At 50.0% G+C, this 19,777-nt stretch carries 22 protein-coding genes; 9 read left to right on the top strand and 13 right to left on the bottom strand.

Features of this window, described 5'->3' with window-relative positions; translation table 11 throughout:
• Positions 1-91: 91 nt before the first annotated feature.
• On the bottom strand, positions 92-565 hold the full coding sequence (locus ACHZA2_RS13175) for a UPF0179 family protein (protein ID WP_319580082.1): 474 nt from the start codon (positions 563-565) through the stop codon (positions 92-94).
• 2 nt (positions 566-567) lie between these two features.
• Positions 568-1,650, bottom strand: a complete 1,083-nt coding sequence (locus ACHZA2_RS13170; protein ID WP_319580081.1) for an NAD(P)-dependent glycerol-1-phosphate dehydrogenase — start codon at positions 1,648-1,650, stop codon at positions 568-570.
• A 14-nt stretch (positions 1,651-1,664) separates the two neighbouring features.
• On the opposite strand from ACHZA2_RS13170, the gene ACHZA2_RS13165 reads away from it, so the two are divergent.
• Genes ACHZA2_RS13165 through proS form a run of 3 tightly spaced genes read left to right on the top strand, consistent with a single transcriptional unit; the run spans position 1,665 to position 4,594 of the window.
• Positions 1,665-2,510: a DUF63 family protein gene (locus tag ACHZA2_RS13165; protein ID WP_319580080.1), complete on the top strand. Its 846-nt coding sequence runs from the start codon at positions 1,665-1,667 to the stop codon at positions 2,508-2,510.
• Positions 2,503-3,147, top strand: a complete 645-nt coding sequence (locus ACHZA2_RS13160) for a stage II sporulation protein M (protein ID WP_319580079.1) — start codon at positions 2,503-2,505, stop codon at positions 3,145-3,147. Before ACHZA2_RS13165 ends, ACHZA2_RS13160 begins: the two co-directional genes overlap by 8 nt.
• Positions 3,148-3,157: 10 nt before the next feature.
• On the top strand, positions 3,158-4,594 hold the full coding sequence (gene proS / locus ACHZA2_RS13155) for a proline--tRNA ligase (RefSeq protein WP_319580078.1): 1,437 nt from the start codon (positions 3,158-3,160) through the stop codon (positions 4,592-4,594).
• Positions 4,595-4,645: 51 nt separating this feature from the next.
• Here proS and ACHZA2_RS13150 read toward each other — a convergent pair whose 3' ends face one another.
• On the bottom strand, positions 4,646-5,647 hold the full coding sequence (locus ACHZA2_RS13150; protein ID WP_319580077.1) for a PEGA domain-containing protein: 1,002 nt from the start codon (positions 5,645-5,647) through the stop codon (positions 4,646-4,648).
• Between the two features lie 107 nt (positions 5,648-5,754).
• Here ACHZA2_RS13150 and thiD point away from each other — a divergent pair, with 107 nt between their 5' ends.
• The 4 genes from thiD to ACHZA2_RS13130 all read left to right on the top strand — a co-directional run bounded on the left by thiD (position 5,755) and on the right by ACHZA2_RS13130 (position 7,890).
• Entirely contained in the window at positions 5,755-6,558 is an 804-nt protein-coding gene (thiD, locus tag ACHZA2_RS13145) for a bifunctional hydroxymethylpyrimidine kinase/phosphomethylpyrimidine kinase (protein WP_319580076.1), read from the top strand.
• Positions 6,559-6,688: 130 nt separating this feature from the next.
• Positions 6,689-7,009: an HI0074 family nucleotidyltransferase substrate-binding subunit gene (locus tag ACHZA2_RS13140; RefSeq protein WP_319580964.1), complete on the top strand. Its 321-nt coding sequence runs from the start codon at positions 6,689-6,691 to the stop codon at positions 7,007-7,009.
• Entirely contained in the window at positions 7,002-7,295 is a 294-nt protein-coding gene (locus tag ACHZA2_RS13135) for a nucleotidyltransferase domain-containing protein (protein WP_319580075.1), read from the top strand. The genes ACHZA2_RS13140 and ACHZA2_RS13135 overlap by 8 nt, the downstream gene beginning before the upstream one ends.
• A 205-nt stretch (positions 7,296-7,500) precedes the next feature.
• Entirely contained in the window at positions 7,501-7,890 is a 390-nt protein-coding gene (locus ACHZA2_RS13130; protein ID WP_319580074.1) for a type IV pilin N-terminal domain-containing protein, read from the top strand.
• Between the two features lie 396 nt (positions 7,891-8,286).
• Here ACHZA2_RS13130 and ACHZA2_RS13125 read toward each other — a convergent pair whose 3' ends face one another.
• The gene (locus ACHZA2_RS13125; protein ID WP_319580073.1) at positions 8,287-8,877 is read right to left on the bottom strand and encodes a hypothetical protein; all 591 of its coding nucleotides are present in this window, start codon (positions 8,875-8,877) and stop codon (positions 8,287-8,289) included.
• 254 nt (positions 8,878-9,131) lie between these two features.
• On the opposite strand from ACHZA2_RS13125, the gene ACHZA2_RS13120 reads away from it, so the two are divergent.
• The gene (locus tag ACHZA2_RS13120; RefSeq protein WP_319580072.1) at positions 9,132-10,328 is read left to right on the top strand and encodes an ammonium transporter; all 1,197 of its coding nucleotides are present in this window, start codon (positions 9,132-9,134) and stop codon (positions 10,326-10,328) included.
• Positions 10,329-10,390: 62 nt separating this feature from the next.
• Here ACHZA2_RS13120 and ACHZA2_RS13115 read toward each other — a convergent pair whose 3' ends face one another.
• The 8 genes from ACHZA2_RS13115 to ACHZA2_RS13080 all read right to left on the bottom strand — a co-directional run bounded on the left by ACHZA2_RS13115 (position 10,391) and on the right by ACHZA2_RS13080 (position 17,684).
• Complete coding sequence (locus ACHZA2_RS13115; RefSeq protein WP_319580071.1) at positions 10,391-12,052, bottom strand: hypothetical protein; 1,662 nt, start codon at positions 12,050-12,052, stop codon at positions 10,391-10,393.
• A 55-nt stretch (positions 12,053-12,107) separates the two neighbouring features.
• A complete protein-coding gene (locus tag ACHZA2_RS13110; protein WP_319538395.1) occupies positions 12,108-12,296 on the bottom strand; it encodes a hypothetical protein in 189 nt (62 codons plus the stop codon).
• A gap of 28 nt (positions 12,297-12,324) precedes the next feature.
• Positions 12,325-12,576, bottom strand: a complete 252-nt coding sequence (locus ACHZA2_RS13105) for a hypothetical protein (protein ID WP_109969183.1) — start codon at positions 12,574-12,576, stop codon at positions 12,325-12,327.
• A gap of 103 nt (positions 12,577-12,679) precedes the next feature.
• A complete protein-coding gene (locus ACHZA2_RS13100; protein WP_319580070.1) occupies positions 12,680-14,521 on the bottom strand; it encodes a DHH family phosphoesterase in 1,842 nt (613 codons plus the stop codon).
• 200 nt (positions 14,522-14,721) lie between these two features.
• Positions 14,722-15,696, bottom strand: coding sequence for a ribonuclease Z (gene rnz / locus ACHZA2_RS13095; protein WP_319580069.1), 975 nt, complete (start codon positions 15,694-15,696; stop codon positions 14,722-14,724).
• Positions 15,684-16,457 (bottom strand): sugar phosphate isomerase/epimerase family protein, encoded by a 774-nt coding sequence (locus ACHZA2_RS13090; RefSeq protein ID WP_319580068.1) that lies wholly within the window; start codon positions 16,455-16,457, stop codon positions 15,684-15,686. The genes rnz and ACHZA2_RS13090 overlap by 13 nt, the downstream gene beginning before the upstream one ends.
• Positions 16,454-17,002 (bottom strand): AAA family ATPase, encoded by a 549-nt coding sequence (locus ACHZA2_RS13085; protein WP_319580067.1) that lies wholly within the window; start codon positions 17,000-17,002, stop codon positions 16,454-16,456. Before ACHZA2_RS13085 ends, ACHZA2_RS13090 begins: the two co-directional genes overlap by 4 nt.
• Positions 16,956-17,684 carry an anaerobic ribonucleoside-triphosphate reductase activating protein gene (locus tag ACHZA2_RS13080; protein WP_319580066.1) on the bottom strand — a complete coding sequence of 243 codons (729 nt, stop codon included), beginning with the start codon at positions 17,682-17,684 and terminating at the stop codon, positions 16,956-16,958. The genes ACHZA2_RS13085 and ACHZA2_RS13080 overlap by 47 nt, the downstream gene beginning before the upstream one ends.
• A gap of 198 nt (positions 17,685-17,882) precedes the next feature.
• On the opposite strand from ACHZA2_RS13080, the gene thiC reads away from it, so the two are divergent.
• Positions 17,883-19,163: a phosphomethylpyrimidine synthase ThiC gene (thiC, locus tag ACHZA2_RS13075; RefSeq protein WP_319580065.1), complete on the top strand. Its 1,281-nt coding sequence runs from the start codon at positions 17,883-17,885 to the stop codon at positions 19,161-19,163.
• A gap of 316 nt (positions 19,164-19,479) precedes the next feature.
• Here thiC and ACHZA2_RS13070 read toward each other — a convergent pair whose 3' ends face one another.
• Positions 19,480-19,743, bottom strand: a complete 264-nt coding sequence (locus ACHZA2_RS13070) for a UPF0147 family protein (protein ID WP_319538402.1) — start codon at positions 19,741-19,743, stop codon at positions 19,480-19,482.
• Positions 19,744-19,777 lie beyond the last annotated feature (34 nt).

Raw genomic sequence — 19,777 nt, 5'->3', positions numbered from 1 at the left:
GATTCATCCGCGCTGTAAGAGGAGCAGCCCCCGTTAATCTATAAGGATGTAATATACAGCATAAACTTAAAAATACGCGAGAGGAACTGATTTACTGAGTTGTTCTGGGAAGTACATCAGGGAGAGGAATAACCCTGACCATCATTGGTGTATAGTCTGAACGGCACTCGATCTGATCCTCCGGCAGAATCTCGGTGATGATATATTTCTGACCGCTGACCACACCGGCAGGATGGCAGTCGGCATACCATTCACATGCCTCATCACATTCAGGTAATCTGATAAGAACGGTTGTATTCTTTTTAGCAAGGTCTTCAGGAACCCGGATCTCAACCGGTGCTTCGGTTACATCCACAGTCACTGTCCCCTTCAGATGTACCGGACAGGAGTGATTGGCTGCCCTGATTGCCACGACCTCATACCTTCTCCCAGTCTCGAGGTTATGACAGACCCGGGAGATAGTACATGATTCACATGCCTCGGTCCTACCGGTATAGACAAACTGGACGCCAGGCTTTGCATATGCTGCTCCGACAATGGTGACCCGGGTCTTCTTCTGATCCATAGTTATTCCTCGTATAGCATCCGCACCAGATGCTCTGCCGACTCGCGGGTGAGACCGGTATCAAGGATAGTAAACCGTTCAGGTCTGATATCCTTTGCGCTGAGCAGGGCCTGGGCGATGACCTCGTCAGGGATCTTCAGTTGCTCAGGAGTCGTAGGTGCACCGATCTGGATCAATGACTGCCTGATGGATCGCCAGTCACCGCCGTGCAGATACATTGTCATGATCGCACCAATACCGCAGACCTCTCCGTGGAGTGCACCCCCGGGCATGATCCGCTCAAGTGCATGCGCAAACTTGTGCTCTCCCCCTGAAGCCGGGCGGGACGAGCCTGCGATGCTCATCGCAACCCCTGACGAGACGAGGGCCTTTACAACGATCCAGGCTGCTTCCTCCTGTCCCGGTTTGATAAGCCGGGAGTTCTTCACCAGTATCTCGGCAGTCATCCTGGAAAGTGCAACGGCATACTCGCTGATCTCCTCGCCCCTCAAACGATGGGCAAGCTCCCAGTCGAGGACTGCCGTATAGTTGGAGATAACATCGGCACACCCGGAAGCGAGCAGACGGTGGGGAGCCCTGGAGATGATTCCGGTGTCTGCCACGACAGCGACCGGTGGATGAGCCTGCACCGAGACATTTCCATCTTCGGTGGGGAGGGTTGCACGGCCTGACACGATCCCGTCATGTGACGCCGCAGTCGGCACGCTGATAAATGGGATGTCAAGGTTGTACGAAACGATCTTGGCAGTATCAATAACCCTGCCTCCTCCGACCCCGATGATGAAATCTGCTTTTGCCTCTCTGCCGGCCTGCTCTGCGTCTTTGAGGAGATCTGCATCGAGCCGGGTGGCAGAGAAGTGGGTGATCGTATAGTCATGGCTCAGCACATCGGAGACCTGGTTTCCGGCAACCTCGCGGGTGGCAGAGCCGGTGATCAGTAGTGCAGACTTCCCTGGCTTGATATCAGCAAGGATTGCAGGGAGCTGTTCAATTGCATTATGGCCGACGAGGACATCACGGGGGAGTTGCGTCCATCGTGACTTGGAAAAGTCCCTCCTCAGCACATTTATGTCATCTGCACTCATGTAGCTCTCAGCACATGATTAGGGAATTCATCTACAAATACTACATAGATCCCATCACGTACGGTCAGCCCTATACCCTTGTTGATACGCTGACCTACGCAGGAATTCTTATCATCTGTGTCTGGCTGATCTACCGCTGGCTCTGCAGAAGCAGGATACAGGTAGACCGCGAGTTTGTGTATGCCCTGATCCCGTGGGTTATCTGGGGAGGTCTGCTCAGGGTTGTTGAAGATACAGGGACTGCAGGATCAGGATGGGGAATCCTCCTCACGACACCGTTTATATTCTTCCTGATATTTGCTGTTGCAGCACCCATACTCTGGGGGCTTTGGTTTCTTGAGACCCGGCAGGTCATCACCGGATTCAAACGTGCCTTTGGGGGAGTCGGTGGCGCAATAAGTCTGGGTACTCTCATCTTCCTGCTCTGGTTCGGAGTTACCACGACCCGGGTTGATCTGATGGTAGCAGTCATCATCCTCTCCATAGCGGCTGTCTCAACCGGGATAGTATACGGATTGCTCAGATACATATTCAGATGGGAGTACGTCTCTGACCGGCTCTACCAGTTACTGATCCTCGGTCATATGCTTGATGCCAGTGCGACCAGTTACGGTATCGATCTTCATTCGGTCCCGTATGTCGAGCAGCACGTGGTAGGTTCGTCTCTCATTGCCATGACCGGAACAGCGTTCGTGATGTTCCCGCTCAAACTCCTCGTGGTCATTCCGGGCATCTGGATCTTGGAGCAGTATCGTCGCTCGGATGACTCAGGTATCTGGTATCTGATCCTCCTTGCAATGATCATGGTAGGGATGGCACCGGGCATCAGGGATATGCTCAGGATGGTGCTCTATGTCTGACCGGCCATGGCAGGATGAAGAGGAGGACAATCAGGAAGTCCCTCAGCCGGACTCCACCTCCCGTTTCACCCCGTTCCAGCTGGAGTTTATCAGGTACCTCGGGATATCAGTCCTGGTGTTTGTCGTCGGATGCGCAGGAGGATTCCTGTCCTCGCAGGCTGACCCGGGATTCGGAGAGTCGCTCGTGAAGCTCTTCAAGGAGATGATCACAAACGACATTATGACTGATGCACCCCCGCTCCTAGCACTCCAGTTATTTCTGAATAACCTGGAGTCATGTGTCATGCTCTTTCTCGGGGGTGCAATTTTCGGAGTTGTCACACTGCTGGTCCTCTCGTTCAACGGGCTCATCATCGGAGGTATTCTGGAGGTTGTCAGGGGAAAGACCGACATCGTGGTCATGTTCGCCTCCATAATTCCCCATGGTATCTTTGAACTCCCGGCGGTGCTGGTCTCTTCTACTCTCGGGCTTATGCTTGGAAGGGCAGTGATGCTTGAACTGGCAGGACAGGGGGATGCTGCCGGGAAGGCATTTGTTCTCGGAGGACTGTTTGTACGATATGTGGTGCCGTTCATCGCAATCGCGGCATGTATAGAGGCATTTATCACTCCCGCAGTCTTAGGGATGGTAACATAGGAGCTGTGTAATGGAAGAGCAAGAGGCGACTCTCCCGCCAAAAGCGGAATTCTCAGAATGGTACAACGATATTCTCTGGCGTGCAGAGATCATGGACGTACGATACCCGGTGAAAGGGCTGTATGTCTGGTTCCCGTTCGGGTTTGGGATCAGAAAGAAAGTATACGGAGTCCTGCGTGAACTGCTTGATCGTGACCATGAAGAGGCACTCTTCCCACTGCTCATTCCGGAAAATGAGTTTATGAAAGAGGCTGAACACATCAAGGGATTTGAAGAAGAGGTGTACTGGGTTACCCACGGAGGTACCAGTCCCCTTGATGTGAAACTCGCCCTGCGTCCGACGAGTGAGACGGCAATCTACCCGATGTATGCTCTTTGGGTCAGGTCACATGCTGATCTCCCGATCAAGGTGTACCAGATCGTCAACACGTTCAGGTATGAGACCAAGCACACCCGCCCCCTGATACGACTCAGAGAGATCACCTCGTTCAAGGAGGCACATACGGTCCATGCTACCTGGGATGATGCAGAGAAGACCGTAGAGGAGGCGATCGCCCTGTACCGGGAGTTCTACGACCGGATGTGTATCCCGGTCCTGATCTCAAAGCGGCCCGACTGGGACAAATTCCCGGGTGCAGATTATACCATCGCTGTCGATACGATCATGCCAGACGGTCGGACGCTACAGATCGGGACAGTCCACCACCTCGGCGATCACTTCTCACGGACCTTCTCAATCTGCTATGAAGATCTTTCAGGCCAGCAGCAGTACTGCTATCAGACCTGCTACGGCATATCAGAACGATCCATTGCAGCACTCATCAGCCTGCATGGTGATGATCGGGGCCTGGCTCTGCCTGCAGAAGTGGCTCCGACACAGGTTGTCATCGTTCCGGTTATTATGAAGAAGCGGGAGGAAGAGGTTGTTGCGGCCGCTGATTCTCTCAGGAAAGAGCTTGAAGCAGCCGGGTACCGGGTGAAGGTGGACAGCCGTGACCTTCGGCCCGGAGCAAAATATTACTACTGGGAACTTCGCGGTGTACCACTCAGGATAGAGATAGGTCCGCGTGACATTGACAATGGTGTTGTAACCGCCGTGACCAGATTCGGAGAGAAGTCAACCATTGCCAGGTCAGAGTTCATCAGTGGTGTTCAGGCCAGGATGGCTGCCATGAATGAGGCGATGACAGAGAGGGCAGTTCAGCACATCAGGGATCACCTCTTCCCGGTTGAGGATGTCACCAGTCTCAAGGAGGTTATCACAAAGGGTGTTGCTGCTGTCCACTGGTGCGGGTGCAAAGAATGCGCTGACAGGATCGAAGAGGCGGCTGATGCCAGTATCCTCGGAACTGAAGTCAGGTCTGAGCTTATCAGCAACGGTTCTGGAACCTGTGTGATCTGCGGAAAACCCGGCTCAGTGATGACGCTGGTTGGCCGGAGTTATTAACCTTTTTTTCTGTAGTTAGCAGAGCACAGGGATTAAAAAAGTTCAGGCAGGTTATCGCCTGGAGACACAGAACAAACCTGCTATAAGTCCAAACAGTACCACAGTGACAGGAAGACCTGCCCTTGTCGGAGCAGGCACAGGAGTCTGGGTTGGGATCGACGTCGCCGTCGGTACAGGGGTTGCAGGAGTTGCCGGCAATCCGGCCAGTACTGCGGTTATCGGCAGGGTCTGTCCTTCAATGACCTGAACCACGCTGATGTACGAGGCATATCCCTCCTTTTGCAGAGTAAGGGTATACTCACCGGGCGTGAGACTGGTGAGGTACACAGGCGTGATCCCCATGAACTGATGGTTCAGGAATACCTGCGCATCACCGGGATCTGATTGTATCTGCATCGAACCGGTGAATGATCCTCTTCCGGTTTCAGGGGTCAGCACGACATTGACTGTTCTAACCTGACCGCGTTCGACATAGATCGTGCTCGTATACGGAAGGTAGTCATCGTACTGGATGAGCAGATCATAGGTGCCTGGCTGCAGTGATGAGATATCAAGATATCCGGTGTGAGGAGTTCTTCCCCGGTATTTATTGTTCAGGTACACAGAGGCACCTGCAGGTGTACTCAGGATCTGAATTGTACCAGACCGGTAGTAATAATTTGATGAGTAATAGGAGTTGTAAGGATAATATTGGCGATAATCATCATCATTCCAGTAGTAATGTGATGCATACCGGTACCTGGGTTCAGGGTCATTATAGACAGGGTATGGATTGCTCACCGATCGATAGTAATCAGAGCCACGGTAATGCTGGGCAGCAACTACCGGAGAGAGAGGGGCAGGGGGAGGGTTGGATATCGGAGCCCGTAATCCGGGAACATGATTCGCGGGTATACTGTTTCTCCAGGCATCCGGATCAGACACCGGGTTCTGCCAGGGAGTATTCAGGGAGATGGGACTCGTATAATATCCACCGGAAGAGTCTGCAGCGCAGACGGCACAGAGAATTGTGATCAACAGAAGTGCCAGGAAGAGATCTAATCTAAATGACATAACCACTATTCCCCAGTGATCGGAGATGAACCTATCTCATTTATCGTCGAAAAGAAAAAGTACAGGATCTTCTGCTGATATCCGGCTTATGCCTGTTTGTGATCCATATGACGAGTAAGTACCATGCAGCCCTCACGATCGCCGGTTCAGACCCTTCAGGAGGCGCTGGTGTCCAGGTAGATCTAAAGACATTTGCAGAGACCGGGGTCTGGGGTATGGCAGTAATCACGGCTCTGACAGCGCAGAACGCCTGCCGTGTCTCGGGAGTCTGGCCGATGGAAGCGAGGGTTGTTGCAGAGCAGATTTCAACTCTTGTTGAGGATATTACTCCGGGAGCGGTTAAGACCGGGATGCTGGCCACTGCCGGGGTCATCAGGGCGGTTGTAGACACCTTACCGGAGAGTATTCCACTTATTGTGGATCCGGTGATGATCTCAACGTCAGGGCACCGGTTGCTTGATGAAGCAGCGATCAGGACTATGAAAGAGATGCTCATACCCCGTGCAACCCTGGTTACCCCGAATATTCCTGAAGCTGAAGTGCTTACCGGGATGAAGATCACAGATGAGACCGCAATGATCGAGGCGGGCGAGCAGATTCGTGCCCTCGGAACTCGTTCTGTAGTTGTCAAAGGGGGACACGGTACCGGAGAAGAATCGGTGGATCTGTTAATCGGCAGGGAAGGAGTGATCAGGCTTACATCTCCCCGGATGCCATACCAGGTTCATGGATCAGGGTGCTGTTTTTCTGCAGCGGTTACCGGGTTTCTTGCACTGGGGTATGGGGTAGAAGAGTCATGCTGGCAGGGTAAGGTGGTTGTGACTAGGGCTATCAGAGACGCAGTAGCAAGTATAGGCGAAATGCGGATGGCAAATCCGGGAGGGGTTGGGACAGATTATGATCTTCGATAACTCTTTCCACACCATGAATAATTGATACTATATGCTGGATCTCACATCCCTTAAAAATGCGATCCAATCCCTGGACAACGCTGTTTCTGTTGTGCAGAATTCAGAGGTGATGAGATAGACACCAGGAAATATCAGGGAAGTTATCGAGGAGGGAGTGATCCAAAATTTTGAGTTCACCTATGAACTCTGCTGGAAATTCATGGTACGATGGATTTCACAAGAGATTCCACCAGAAGAGCCATTTCCACGAACCAAGCGTGATATATTCAGAACTGCTGCACGGTATGGGCTTATCAGAGATCAAAAACCGTGGTTCAGATATGTAGAAGCCCACTATATGACATCACATGCCTATGATCGGAAAAAGGCAGAGACTGTACTCGCCATCGTCGGAGAGTTTCTCAGCGATGCAAAAGGTTTTTACCGGGAGATTGAAGTGGTGAATGTTTGATCTGAGTGATGAGGAATATCAGTTACTTCTTGGTATTCTGAATGAGCATCTTTCAGGGTGCAGGGTGTATGCGTTCGGCTCCCGAGTAAAGGGAGATCACCATCCATGGTCTGATCTGGATCTCTACATTGAAAGTGACAAGGCGATATCATCTGAACTGAAAGAGGCATTATCCGAGTCTGACATTCCGATATTTGTGGACCTCATTGATTCACAAGAGGTATCACCAGAATTTAGAGAGACCCTGACGAAGGTTGGGATGGTGCTGGTCGCAACGATTGAGTGATCATCAGGAAGGGAGGATTGAACAGGCTAAAAGATATTTACCTTTCTTCAAAAAGCAAAAATTTTTGGACTAATCAGGGTCTTCTAAATCCATAATATTGGCCTGAATTATTAATTAAGAGATTTTTGACCGATATTTTTTCTCCAATAAGTAACCTTCAAATATATTAGGAACATAGAGATGTTACGCACACAGGAGGTGCAAGATGTATAAAAGAGAAGAGGCAGTTTCTCCGGTTATTGGTGTAATTCTGATGGTGGCAATCACCGTGATCCTTGCAGCAGTTATTGCAGCATTTGTGTTTGGGCTCGCTGGAAATGCAGGGTCATCTAAAAATGTAGCAGTTATCTTCCAGGCAAATGCGTCTGGTGGAGAGTTTTCCTGGCAGGGAGGAGCTGACCTCAACAGAATAACAAAATGGTATGCGAAGCAGACAGGAGCTAGTGTAACCGCTCCCGGCAATATTGGAATGGGAACTACTGTCAAGGTCGGAGACATTAGTTGGGTCAATAATTCAGTAACAAGTACAAGACTTCAACTGGTAGCAACCTTTACTGATGGTAAAGAGACCATTATCTTTGATCAATCATATTGATCCTCTTTTTTTGAATTCATCTTCACGGGTTTGTAGCATTCCCTTTTCGGTTTCTCTCCCTGACATTTCAACAGTAAATTAATTTTCAGGCTGGTTTTCGGGATATGTACTACGTTGGCATTAATTACTAAACATGGAAATACTGCACAAAAAAGTTAAACCTTACTATAAAACGGAGCAGATTTGCTATCTAAATAAACCCCGCGTATAATTAAAATCTGCACCCTATAGGAGCGATAAAACCCAATACCATTGTCACCTAGAGAGCAATATCACATAGTTTCACGAATCTAGTGGCCACCTATGACAAATATACTTCCGAAAACCCTTTACCTCATGTCGCAATTCATGGAAAAAAGATAGAGGCTACTCGGATCACATAAAAAATTGAGATAATTAAACCGCTTCAGAAAAACTCATTTGTGCAACAGTCGGCGACGCCTTCACTGATCCGCCAGTCGTTGTTGCTGATGCCGATGTCGTTCCCTTATTCTTCCCTTCTGTCAACCACGGTTTCTTTGCCATTATTGCATCAGATTTTGCCTGAAGTTCCATTGCTGTCTGATCGTCACAGATGGAGCAACAACTTGGACAATACCCGTCTTCAGGCTGTATCTGTGTCAGTGTCGGGGATGCCTTAACCTCTGATGAACCCACAGTTCCCGGAGTATAACTCTTTGTTTGTACTCCGTTCAGTGAGTTATCAGAGGATCCGAGGTTCATAGTGTTAGCATCTTTCCACTGGCTGAACTTATTCCACTTGTACCACCGCTCCCACCAGCAGCAGTAGAGACCCGCAGTGACAAATGGAGCGGCATCATCATAAGCAAAGTTCCAGTATCCTTTGGATTTTGCATCATCAGCGCAACCAGGATTGGCACTCTCATCACAGATGCTCCAGACAGTTTTAGCTGCCGCCGGACCAACTATCAGAAGAAGAATTATTGTACTGATAACTGCGATGAGAAACAGGTATCGGCGGTTCATAGTATCTATATATCTACAACAATCCGGTATCAATTTTTCCGAATTGGTGGATCATGTACGATTCACAATCCCGATAGTATATGGTGAGCTACCTGAACCATTGTCATTGATCATCAAATGCAAAAAAATATAAAAGGGGGAAATAAACTTCTTTCTCTCAGGAATGTCCTATACCCCGGATAACACAAAACCAGAGTCGAGATTTCTTCGGAATCGAAGAACCTCTGAACATTTGATACTAACGCAGGTGATTAATGCCAATAAATTACGTTGACACCGGATTTGTGCTGATATGCACAGCACTCGTCATCTTCATGACCTTTGGAGTAGGGCTCTTTTATGCCGGGCTTGTGCATCGGAAGAATATCATCTCCATGCTGACCCTCTCGTTCATCTCGTTTGCACTTGTTTCACTCCAGTGGATCTTCTTTGGCTATTCATTGGCATTCGGACCTGATTTCGGTGGACTCATCGGAGGTCTGGACCATATAGGGCTTGCAGGGGTTACCATGGAAGGTGACAACATCCCAAAACTGGTCTTCATGATCTTCCAGATGGCATTTGCAGCGATCACCCTTGCCATCGTTACTTCAGCCGTGGCTGAACGGATCAAACTCTCATCCTTTCTTTTGCTCGGCCTCATCTGGACAACATTGATCTATGACCCGGTGGCTCACTGGATCTGGGGCGGGGGATGGGCACAACAGATAGGAGTGCTGGATTTTGCCGGAGGTATAGGCGTTCACATCTGTGCAGGATTCTCAGCACTAGCCCTGGCCTTTGTGATAGGAAAGAGAAAGGGATTTGGTGAGTACTCCCTGCAGCCATGCAACATCCCGATGACCCTTATCGGTGGTGCCATCCTCTGGTTTGGCTGGTTTGGTTTTAACGCAGGAAGTGCTCTTGGCGTAAACAGTATCGCAGTAAACGCATTCATCGTCACCAACATTGCAGCAGCTGCAGGTACATTCGCCTACATGTTCGTGTCCTGGTACAAAGGCAAACCCAGTTCGCTATCCATGATTTCAGGTACCATTGCGGGGCTTGGGGCCATAACTCCGGCTGCAGGATTTGTCGGCCCTATGGAAGCGGTTGTCATTGGAGCAATCTCGGGAGTACTCTGTTACTTTGCCCTGGTATTCAGACTTGAACAGCAGTGGGACGAAAGCCTCGATGCATGGGCAATCCATGGAACCGGAGGCCTTTGGGGGACCATTGCACTGGGTATCTTTGCCACTGCAACAGTGGGTGGAGTGAACGGGCTGATCGCAGGAAACGGCCACCAACTTATCCTTCAGTTGGGTGGTGCATTCATAATACTGGCATACTCGTTTATCGGAACGTGGATACTCGCCCTCATCGTTGATAAGCTGATCGGCCTGCGGGTGACCGAAGAAGAAGAGTATGTAGGTCTTGATATCTCCCAGCATGGTGAGACACACAGGAATTAACCTCCAATTTTATTCTGCTGAGCCATCCAGGCGATCGTGGGGACTGGGGTGAGATTACCCTTTTAGAAAAGAGTAAGTGGCTGTTTCTGGCCGGTCCTAAAAACCTTGGAGTACGTGATCTCGAACACCTGCGATCTGGGAACGGTTATCTCAGGACCAGTTGGATGATAATCGTCGTATCTCTGATACCTGATCTCATCTTTTCCAATGGAGGTAGGGAAGTTTCCAAACCAGTTCCCCCCATATATCAGAGTGGTAGTAGACAGACCACATTTATTCAACATTCCACTAAATGCCCATTGGTCAAGACATTTGGCATTATAATAATGAACATACCCGGAATCAATCCGGTTCATCACATCTTCCTGCCCGAGTTTCCCGATCAGTTCACTCAAATGGTTGCCTAATACATCTCTTTTCAACCTGAACAGATCCTCACGGGTCGGATGATAGGCAGAGAGAATCCCGTTGGGAGCATTCACCACGAAATCAGTTGAGTTGAAATAGACATAGGGATATTCACTAATCTCCTCAGAGTGTGAGCAGAAATACCCGGCAACACTATCAGATAGTTCGCCAGATGTAACCCAGTTACCATACAGACCCTGGGAGATCAGAAGGGAGCATAAGATGCCAGCCAGCAGTAATATTCTGGAATACCTGGCAGTACACAACCTGATACAGAGGAATGCGATCAGGCATGCTACAAAAATATCTATAAGGACATACCCCCGGGTTGGTGTACCGCCCGTAGTCAGGATAATCGGAACCGATGTAACCACAAGACCGGTTAGGAGAACAGACATGTACCTCCAGGAGCCTTGTTCCACAAACCGGTACAAACGAAGGTACCATGATATGAGGATAACTAGTATTATATCAATAGCCAGAATGCAGGCGCTCTGAACCAGAGTCATCTGCATCCACCCCATAACAGAAAACTGAATCTGATTAGAGAATATCAGGAGCGATGTAAAGATGAAGAGACCAGCATGAAGAAGAAGAACACCAGGTTCGAAACTGGAAACATCATGCCCGTATCGTACGTATCCAAATCCGAACCAGTGAGTAGTCCGGATCACCATCACCAGGCCCAGCGGTATAAGATAACAGAACGAATCTCTGATCTTTTTCCCGTTGAGAAGATCATGCACCACAAGGACAGCAGGTAGTGCAAACCCGGTCTCGTACGTAAGAAGTCCAAGGAGATAGAAGACCAGAGATACAGGGAGGAGATAGCGACGATCCCGGTACAGGTAGCAAAGGATCGAGGCTGCGTAAAAGAGAAACCCAACCTCGTTGCATATAGAGACAATTACCCAGGGATATGCCTCATCCTTGTTCCAGAGCACCACGTAGAGGAGACAACTAACAAACGGAAGGTACGACAGGTATCCGTAATCTGCAGCAATCTTTTTGAGAATAAAATAAAGCAGAACAATAAAGAGCGATGAGAGTACTAACCCCGCCAGTTGTAAGCCAAATGCATCCACTCCATGAAATGAAAATGCCAGTTTTTTCAAAGCGAACTGGATTGGACGCTGACAATCTGATAGAACTGCCAGGTAAGATCTTGCAGAGTCCGGAGAAGTTACAACATCGGACCAGTCATCGCTGTAATACGTATAATGCCTGATAAAGAGATAATTGGCAATACCATTTGTTAGAAGGAGGAGAAAGATCTCAATAAGAGTCTTTATCCAGGATTGTAAGGATTTCTTCATGCAAAAACCGGGTACCTGTAACTACCAGAAAAGTGATAGCACTGCAAAATGAGGGTTATAATTTTTCAACCGTCACACGGACCCGGTCGCCAGGAACCAGTCCATGACCCTTTGGTATATCAATATTGAACCAGAGCGTGCCAGGATCATCCTGTGTGTTATCCTGGGACATCAGACAGTCTTTCTGCTCGTTGATATCAGCGACAAACTCTAAGGGTGATTCAAAGCTGACAATGGTCTTCATCAGACCCAGTTATTAGCGGAAAAAGAGTTTAATTCTTTGCAGGACTGACCATCCAGGTGGTGCTGTTTGAATAGCTCCACCTTACAATGGAGATCTCGTGACAGATTTCTGCCAGGATCGCCATGTTGGTGCCTACCTCCTTGGAAGACAGGCCCAAATCCTTTGCAATGTATTTGGACTTAAAGTAATGCCTGCCTGAACCAAGACCATTTCGGAGATAAGTTATGAGTCGCGTCTGCGTCTCATTATACTTCTCTCTCAAGCATGTGTGTGATGGCATTATACTACCTCCATCAGCGTAGTTAGAAATCAGAGTTCAGGCATATAAAGATGCTTGAATGTTGATGATCTATCATGTTATATGCGAATCCGAAAAAAAGAGATTATTCAACTGTTGAAAACTGAGCAATCTTTTCTGAAAGCCTTTCGGTAACTTCCGGGCGCATTCCTTCGACAAATTTTATACTGCCCACTACAAGATGTCCGCCACCGTTGACTCCGGCCCCGGGGAGATCATCACGAAGTTCTCTGACCATCCTCGGGATATTCATGAGTACACCACGAGATCTCAGCACAACAAAATCAGGCCCGAACCCGAGGGTAACAACCGGTTCACCGGCATATTGCTGACAGAGACGGTCATGGACCTCCCCGCAGGTCTTGCCCGGTGGTGGGAATGTAAACTTGTGGGCGTGGATCTCGACGTCGATCGTGAAGAGGTGAGCACCATTCCCTAGCACTGTATGACCCACGTGCGGCATGCAGGTTTTCACCTGTTCGGTTATCGCTGCGTTGGCTTCATCTTCCAGCAGCTTAACCATCTGTAGGTGACGCTCATGGTTGCCATTCAGATCCAGAATATCTTTTATCAGTTCCTTTCCATCGTTAAACCTGAGATAAAACTGAATGTAGTCAAGTGCCAGGGCTATCCGTCTGCACTCATCCTCTGAAAACCGATCCGCAGAGAGTTCAAGGTACCTGCTCCGCTCCGGAGCCTCGCTCCGGTCTGCAACACCGGCCACAGCGGCGATATGTCTGATCTGCCGATCAACAGACGGGCTGATCAGGCGGGCAATCTCGGTACCGAGCATACCGGCGGTGATACCGTAGTCTCCACCGACATGGTACGGGTTGACATGCGCTTCTAGGAACTGATCAACGATCTCATCAGGATGGTGATGGTCGAAGACGATCATAGGAATCCCATAGACCTTTGCCATCTTCATGGCAGGGAGATCCTCTTCGGTGGATCCGTTATCAGTCAGCAGCACCAGTGGCATCTTCTGCCCGAACCGGACGTTGTCTCTGGTCGCATAATCAAGATCCCTGACGATGTCCTCTATCTCATAGAACGGAGCTTTCGAGGGGGCACGCTTGAAGAGATAATAATCGGCGTCGTAGTCTCCTCCGGACTCGTTTATCAGGGAGATGACAGCCTGTTCAATTGAGACTGCAGAACATATCCCGTCGGCATCGGCATGGTGGCGAAGAAGGATCGGCTGAGCAGTGAAGACAGCACGCCTGATGATCTTTGCGATCTTTCGCATTGCAGGCCTGAGTTTCTCAAGCACTTCGCTATCCACAAGAAGCGGGACTTCAGGTGGCTCGGCCCGGGTATCGATGGCCTGCTCAATACCAGCAAGAACATCATCAGCCTCGCTTCCCCGGAGCACAGTCAGGTTCTCAAGTTCGATCTGAATCTGACCTCCCCGCTGCATCACTTCTCCGGTCGCACGGACGACATCGCCCTGGTTTGCATCCGGAAATGCCCGTTTCCCGGCCTCTACAAATCCGGCTCCATTCTCTGATCCGGTTGCATCAATAAATGTGAAGATCGTAGGCCCTGAAGTCTGTTTCACCTGGGCAACCACGCACTCAACCATCACTCTCCGCCCAACTTTTCCTCTCAGTTCGTTGAGTTGGATAGCACGCTTCTTACAGATCACCGGCTGAACCTGGTACGAGGTGATGACGACCTCCTCAAGGTCGATATTTCCGTTATCCCTGATATTTCCAACCCGCACCAGGATCGAATCCCCTTCCTGGTGACTGGTAAGCATATTGCTTTTATGAACTAGCCCTTTGGTTGAACTGTTCAGGTACACAAATGTCCCGAACGCAGCAAACCCCTGGACAGTACCGGAGTACGTCTTGCCGACAACCACGTCAGCGAGACTGCATCCATCACCCAGGCTGTATACAACAGTCTCTGTTCCTTTTGGCATACGAATTATCCACCGTTATTCAGCCGGCCGCTGCGATCAGACAAGAAGCTGAATAAAACCCCGGTTACGGGAAGAGTGCAGGGCAAAGCAAACAACCGATGGTAGTATAGTGGTAACTGGAGGGAAATAAATTCAACCATGCAGCAGGAGACCAGACGACTGAAAAAGGGAGCATTACCGGTTTTTGCTACAAGACTGTATCATGTGCCTTCCGGAGATGCCGAAGAACGTTCAGAGAACGGAATATCAAGCATGACCAGATCATCAGGCGCGAGAATTTCACCGGAATAATATTTTCGTGCATCCAGGAGGTGCTGGTCTGCAGATGTATACCTGGTACTGATATGGAAGAGGGCCAGGCGACCAGCCCGAAGTGCTTTTGCAACTCTGCCTGCCTCTCCAGCTGTTGAATGCATAAACTCACGTGCCCGATCCAGTTCAGTATCATCAAAGGTGGCATCGTGAATCAGAAGATCGGCATCCTCACCAAGAGATGCAAGCTCAGAGAGGTTGGGCCTTGTATCACCAGAATAGATGATCTTCCTTCCCAAACGCGGCTCACCCATGATCATCCCCGGGGTGATCAGTCGCTCCTCCCCATCCACCACCACCTGCACATCTTCTCCACGCTGAAGCCTGCCAAAGAGCGGCCCGGGCCTAACACCCAGACTTATGGCAAGTTCACGATTGAACCTTCCCGGGCGTTTGTCCTCTTCAAAGATGTATGAAAGTCCGGGGATTCCATGATCGGTTGCAACAGCATGTATCACGTACCCTTCAAATGAAAGTGTGTCGCCCGATCTGACTCGTCGTGACTCAACCGGGAACTTGATCCTGCTCCGGCATATCTGTTTGATATCAGTGACCATCTCATGGACCGTGTCAGGGCCGTAGATCACAAGAGGCTCCTCCCTCCCTGAAAACGACATCGTCTGCAGGAGGCCAATGAGCCCGAGAAAGTGATCTGCATGCCAGTGGGTGATGAACACAGACTCAAATGAAAAGCCAGTCCGTGCCTTCATCATCTGGCGCTGTGCCCCTTCGCCGCAGTCAAAAAGGAGATCATGCGATCCCCATTTCATCAGAATACAGGGGAGGTTTCTCGAGATCGTCGGGAGGGCTCCGGAGGTTCCCAGGAAGAAGATCTGCAGTGTCTCGCCGGCTATGGTCCCCACCCCCTTATCAGATCAAATGACCGCTTTGCTTCTTCGATCGAACGCCCTTCTACAACCACCACGCCAGAATAGTGGTCAAGAAGATCCTTTGAGAGACGCTTCCAGTTGATGGTCCCTGCACCTAATGGAAGGTGTTCATCAGATTTGCCATGGTTGTCATGGATGTGAATATGCGATGCATGGTCCAGGTATTTTCTAAACGCATCAACCTTCCCGAGAGTGTTGGCATGACCGAAATCTATGGTCAGCCCGATCCCCTCAATATCCTCGATAAGACCGAGGATCTCTTCTGGGTACTGACAGAGGAAGTCAGGAATGTTGGGCATATTCTCGATACACGCAGTCACCCCGTACTCCTGTGCAACCTTCCCGAACTCACGGAGGGCATCCTTCTGGAGTTGCCAGATCTTGTCAGGTACCAGTTTACCTGTACAGGAGAGATAACCCGGATGAATAGTAACCCGGTCTGTGATGGGAGCAGCTTTCCTGATGCATTCAGAGATCTGATGAACAGTCTCCTTCCAGATCGGCTCATTGATGGCAGCCGGATTGAGATCACCATAGGGAGCATGCACGGTTACCTTGAGCGAGGTGCTTGCCAGTGTCTCAATGACAGAGTTGTAGGAGTCAGGTCTGCTGAAATGGTAATTTCCGTCTGCACATACCTCCCAGCCTGAAAACCCCACCTCTTCAATACCAAATATCCAGTCGATCTCATCCCAGACTTTTGCTGACGATCCAAAATATGGACAAATACTCATGTTACTCCTGCAATCTGCTCCAGGGTCGATCTGACAGTTTTCCGATATTCAGTAAGGGTGCCGGTATTCTCAACCCTCATGGTTGCAAGGTTCATGGCTTCACGCAGACCGAACGATGACTCGCGTTCATCCCTGGAAGAGAGTTCAGAAACATCATTCAGATCATCAGACCTCCCACGGACTTTGAGCCTTTCAAACCGTGTTTCAAGAGAAGAGTCGATGGCGATGAGAATGAAATCCGAGAAGTGTTCAGCAAACTCCCTGACCTCGGCATCTCCCCTGATTCCATCGATCAGAACCATGGGTGAGTTCTGTGACTCGATGACCGGGATGCAAACATGAGCGATGGCTGCCATGCCATACTGTTCACGGAGGCGCCTTGCCACAACACCCATACTTGCATCAACCGGAGGAAGACCTTCTTTCTTAACCTCCTCCCTGATGACATCACCCATGACCACCACCGGGATACCAAGCTCTGCTGACACGGCAGAAAACTCACCCTTCCCTGATCCCGGCATTCCTACAATTCCTATTACCTTCATACCATATCTCCCCTTGCTCTCTGGTTCGTATTCGTACCGGTCGATGGAGTTCATCAGCAATCCTGGTCAGATCCTCAAACAGGAGAGATCGTATCCCGGTATATTCGCCCTGTTGGAGAACCAGATCAACATCCTGAGCAACATCAGGCACCACCGATGCTACCTGTTCGCTACTCCCCGGGAAGAGAGTCAGCACCACCTCAAAAAGTGGTAAACTTCCATCATGAAGCCGGGTTGTGCAAAGTGCCAGTGATCGTTTCACTTCAGGTCCGAGTGCACGTTCTTTCCCCTTCACCGTATTTAGATTCCAGTCCGGTTTGATATCAAGGGCGATGAGATCGATCAACCTTCGGGAGATCAGATCATCCAGAACTTCAGGAAATACCCCGTTTGTGTGCAGGCCAACTGCAAGCCCCATCTGCTTCACCTGATCAGCAAGATATCTGAGAGCATCAGGTTGCATCGTTGCCTCACCGCCTGAGAAGACCACCCCGCTGATGAGCAGACTCGCAGACCTGATCATGCCCAGAACATCATCAGAGGCCATCATATCGGTCCCGCTCTGTATCCCGGGATTCTGACAGTACCAGCACCTGACCGGACATCCCCTGAAGAAGATGACACAGACTGATCTTCCCCGCCAGTCAACGGTACTGAGAGGGACAAAACCTGCAAAGTTCATGCGGACTGGATCTGTCACTGCGGCATAAGGTTGGTCTCCGCTTTTCATCACTGTTTTCATTGGTACCCAGTGACAGGTATCCGGAGTCACGAAGCATTGAATGGACTGAACAAATTTACTTGCGTTGCAGGAAACCAAATTGGAGTCCCCTTTTCAAAAACCGAGCCTTTATGTATCATATTACAGTACATATGAGGTATGTCAATAGTTGAGGATGCCAGGCGAGGCATCATCACCGAAGAGATGAAGACCGTAGCAGCTCAGGAAGGCGTTACTGAAGATTATATCCGCCGTGGAATCGCTGCAGGTCACATTGTCATCCCGGTGTCGCCATACCGCAAGGTTAAGGTATGTGGTATCGGAGAAGGACTGCGCACCAAAGTGAACTGTTCCATCGGGACTTCCTCAGATATAGTTGATGTGGATATGGAAGTCGAGAAGGCAAAGGTCGGTGAGAAGGCAGGGGCTGATACCCTGATGGAACTCTCGACCGGAGGCGACTTCTTTGATATACGCAGACGGGTGATTGAAGCAACCAGCCTTTCTGTCGGATCAGTCCCCTTGTACCAGGCATTCATCGAGGCAGCACGCAAGGAAGGAGCAGTCATTCACATGCGTGAGGATGATCTTTTCAGGATCACAGCCGAGCAGGCAAAACTCGGTACCAACTTCATGGCAATCCACACCGGCATCAACCGGATCACCCTTGAGCGTCTCCAGCGGCAGGGTCGCCACGGAGGTCTCTGCTCACGGGGAGGTGCATTCCTCACTGCGTGGATGCTCCACAACGACAAGGAGAACCCGCTCTTTGCAGAGTTCGACTACCTCTGTGAGATCCTCAAGGAGCACGAGGTCACCTTATCGACCGGGAACGGGATGCGTGCAGGAGCCGTCCATGATGCAACCGACCGTGCCCAGATACAGGAACTGATCATAAACGCTGAGCTCGGTGACAAGGCTCATGAGCAGGGTATCCAGGTGATCGTGGAAGGTCCGGGACATGTGCCGCTTGATGAGATCGAGACCAACGTGAAACTGATGAAGCGGATGTCAGGGAACAAACCCTTCTACATGCTCGGGCCGATCGTCACCGATATTGCGCCCGGATACGACGACCGGGTTGCCGCCATCGGAGCTGCCATGTCATCCTCGTACGGTGCAGACTTCATCTGTTACGTCACTCCTGCAGAACACCTCGCACTGCCCAATTTAGAGGATGTGTACGAAGGTGTGATGAGCAGCAGGATTGCAGCTCATGTGGGCGACATGATCAAACTGAAGAAGCGGGATCAGGACCTTGCCATGGGTCATGCACGACGTGACCTGGACTGGGATGCCCAGTACAACCTTGCCATCAACCCGGAGAGGGCACGCAAGATCAGGGCCGAACGGATGCCTGCAGACAGGGAAGCCTGCACGATGTGTGGTGATTACTGCGCCCTGAAGATCGCCAACAAAGTGATCAAGAAGTTGAACTAAAGACAACGTCACTGACCTGATATCAGAATCCACCTGGATTCTAAAGTTCATCAACTACTTTTTTTCAACGGTAAGCAGAGGTACCGAATGCTCCAAAAGACACTCTCCTGCAGAAAAACTGCTGAAGGGAGTATCCAGGAACCTGGTAGAAGATCATGCTCCTCGAATGTGATACCCGGAGCAGGAGTGATCGGACAGTCGTGATCACGTGATAGGACAGAAGTAAGAACTCAGAAAAAAGAGCGATGCCGGATACCGGCATGCGTGTTGTAAAGATACTGATTATTCAGAAGGCAGAAAGCCACAAGCGTATCGATTAATCTAGAGGGACTGTCTCAAGGTTGGAGACCAGTTCCCATACACGGGTTCTTGCGTGCATCGGCATATTGGAATCATTGCTGATCTCGTCGATCTTGGATATCGCTTCGGCTGCCCTGAGGCCAACCTGTTTATCTTTATTTTGTAAAAGTGTGCGTGTCTCGTCAGCGACCCGCCTGATATTGCGCGGAATCGTTCCGTCATCGATAATGGCGGAAAGCATCTGTATACAGTAATCTACCGTCTGTTCCGGATTTGGCATGCTATCACCCGTGAGAGAGCTTCTCTTATTATTA

Source organism: uncultured Methanospirillum sp. (assembly GCF_963668415.2).
Classification (GTDB): domain Archaea; phylum Halobacteriota; class Methanomicrobia; order Methanomicrobiales; family Methanospirillaceae; genus Methanospirillum.
The sequence above is the reverse complement of the archived record's forward strand: the minus strand, read 5'-3'. Positions and strand labels throughout refer to the sequence as shown.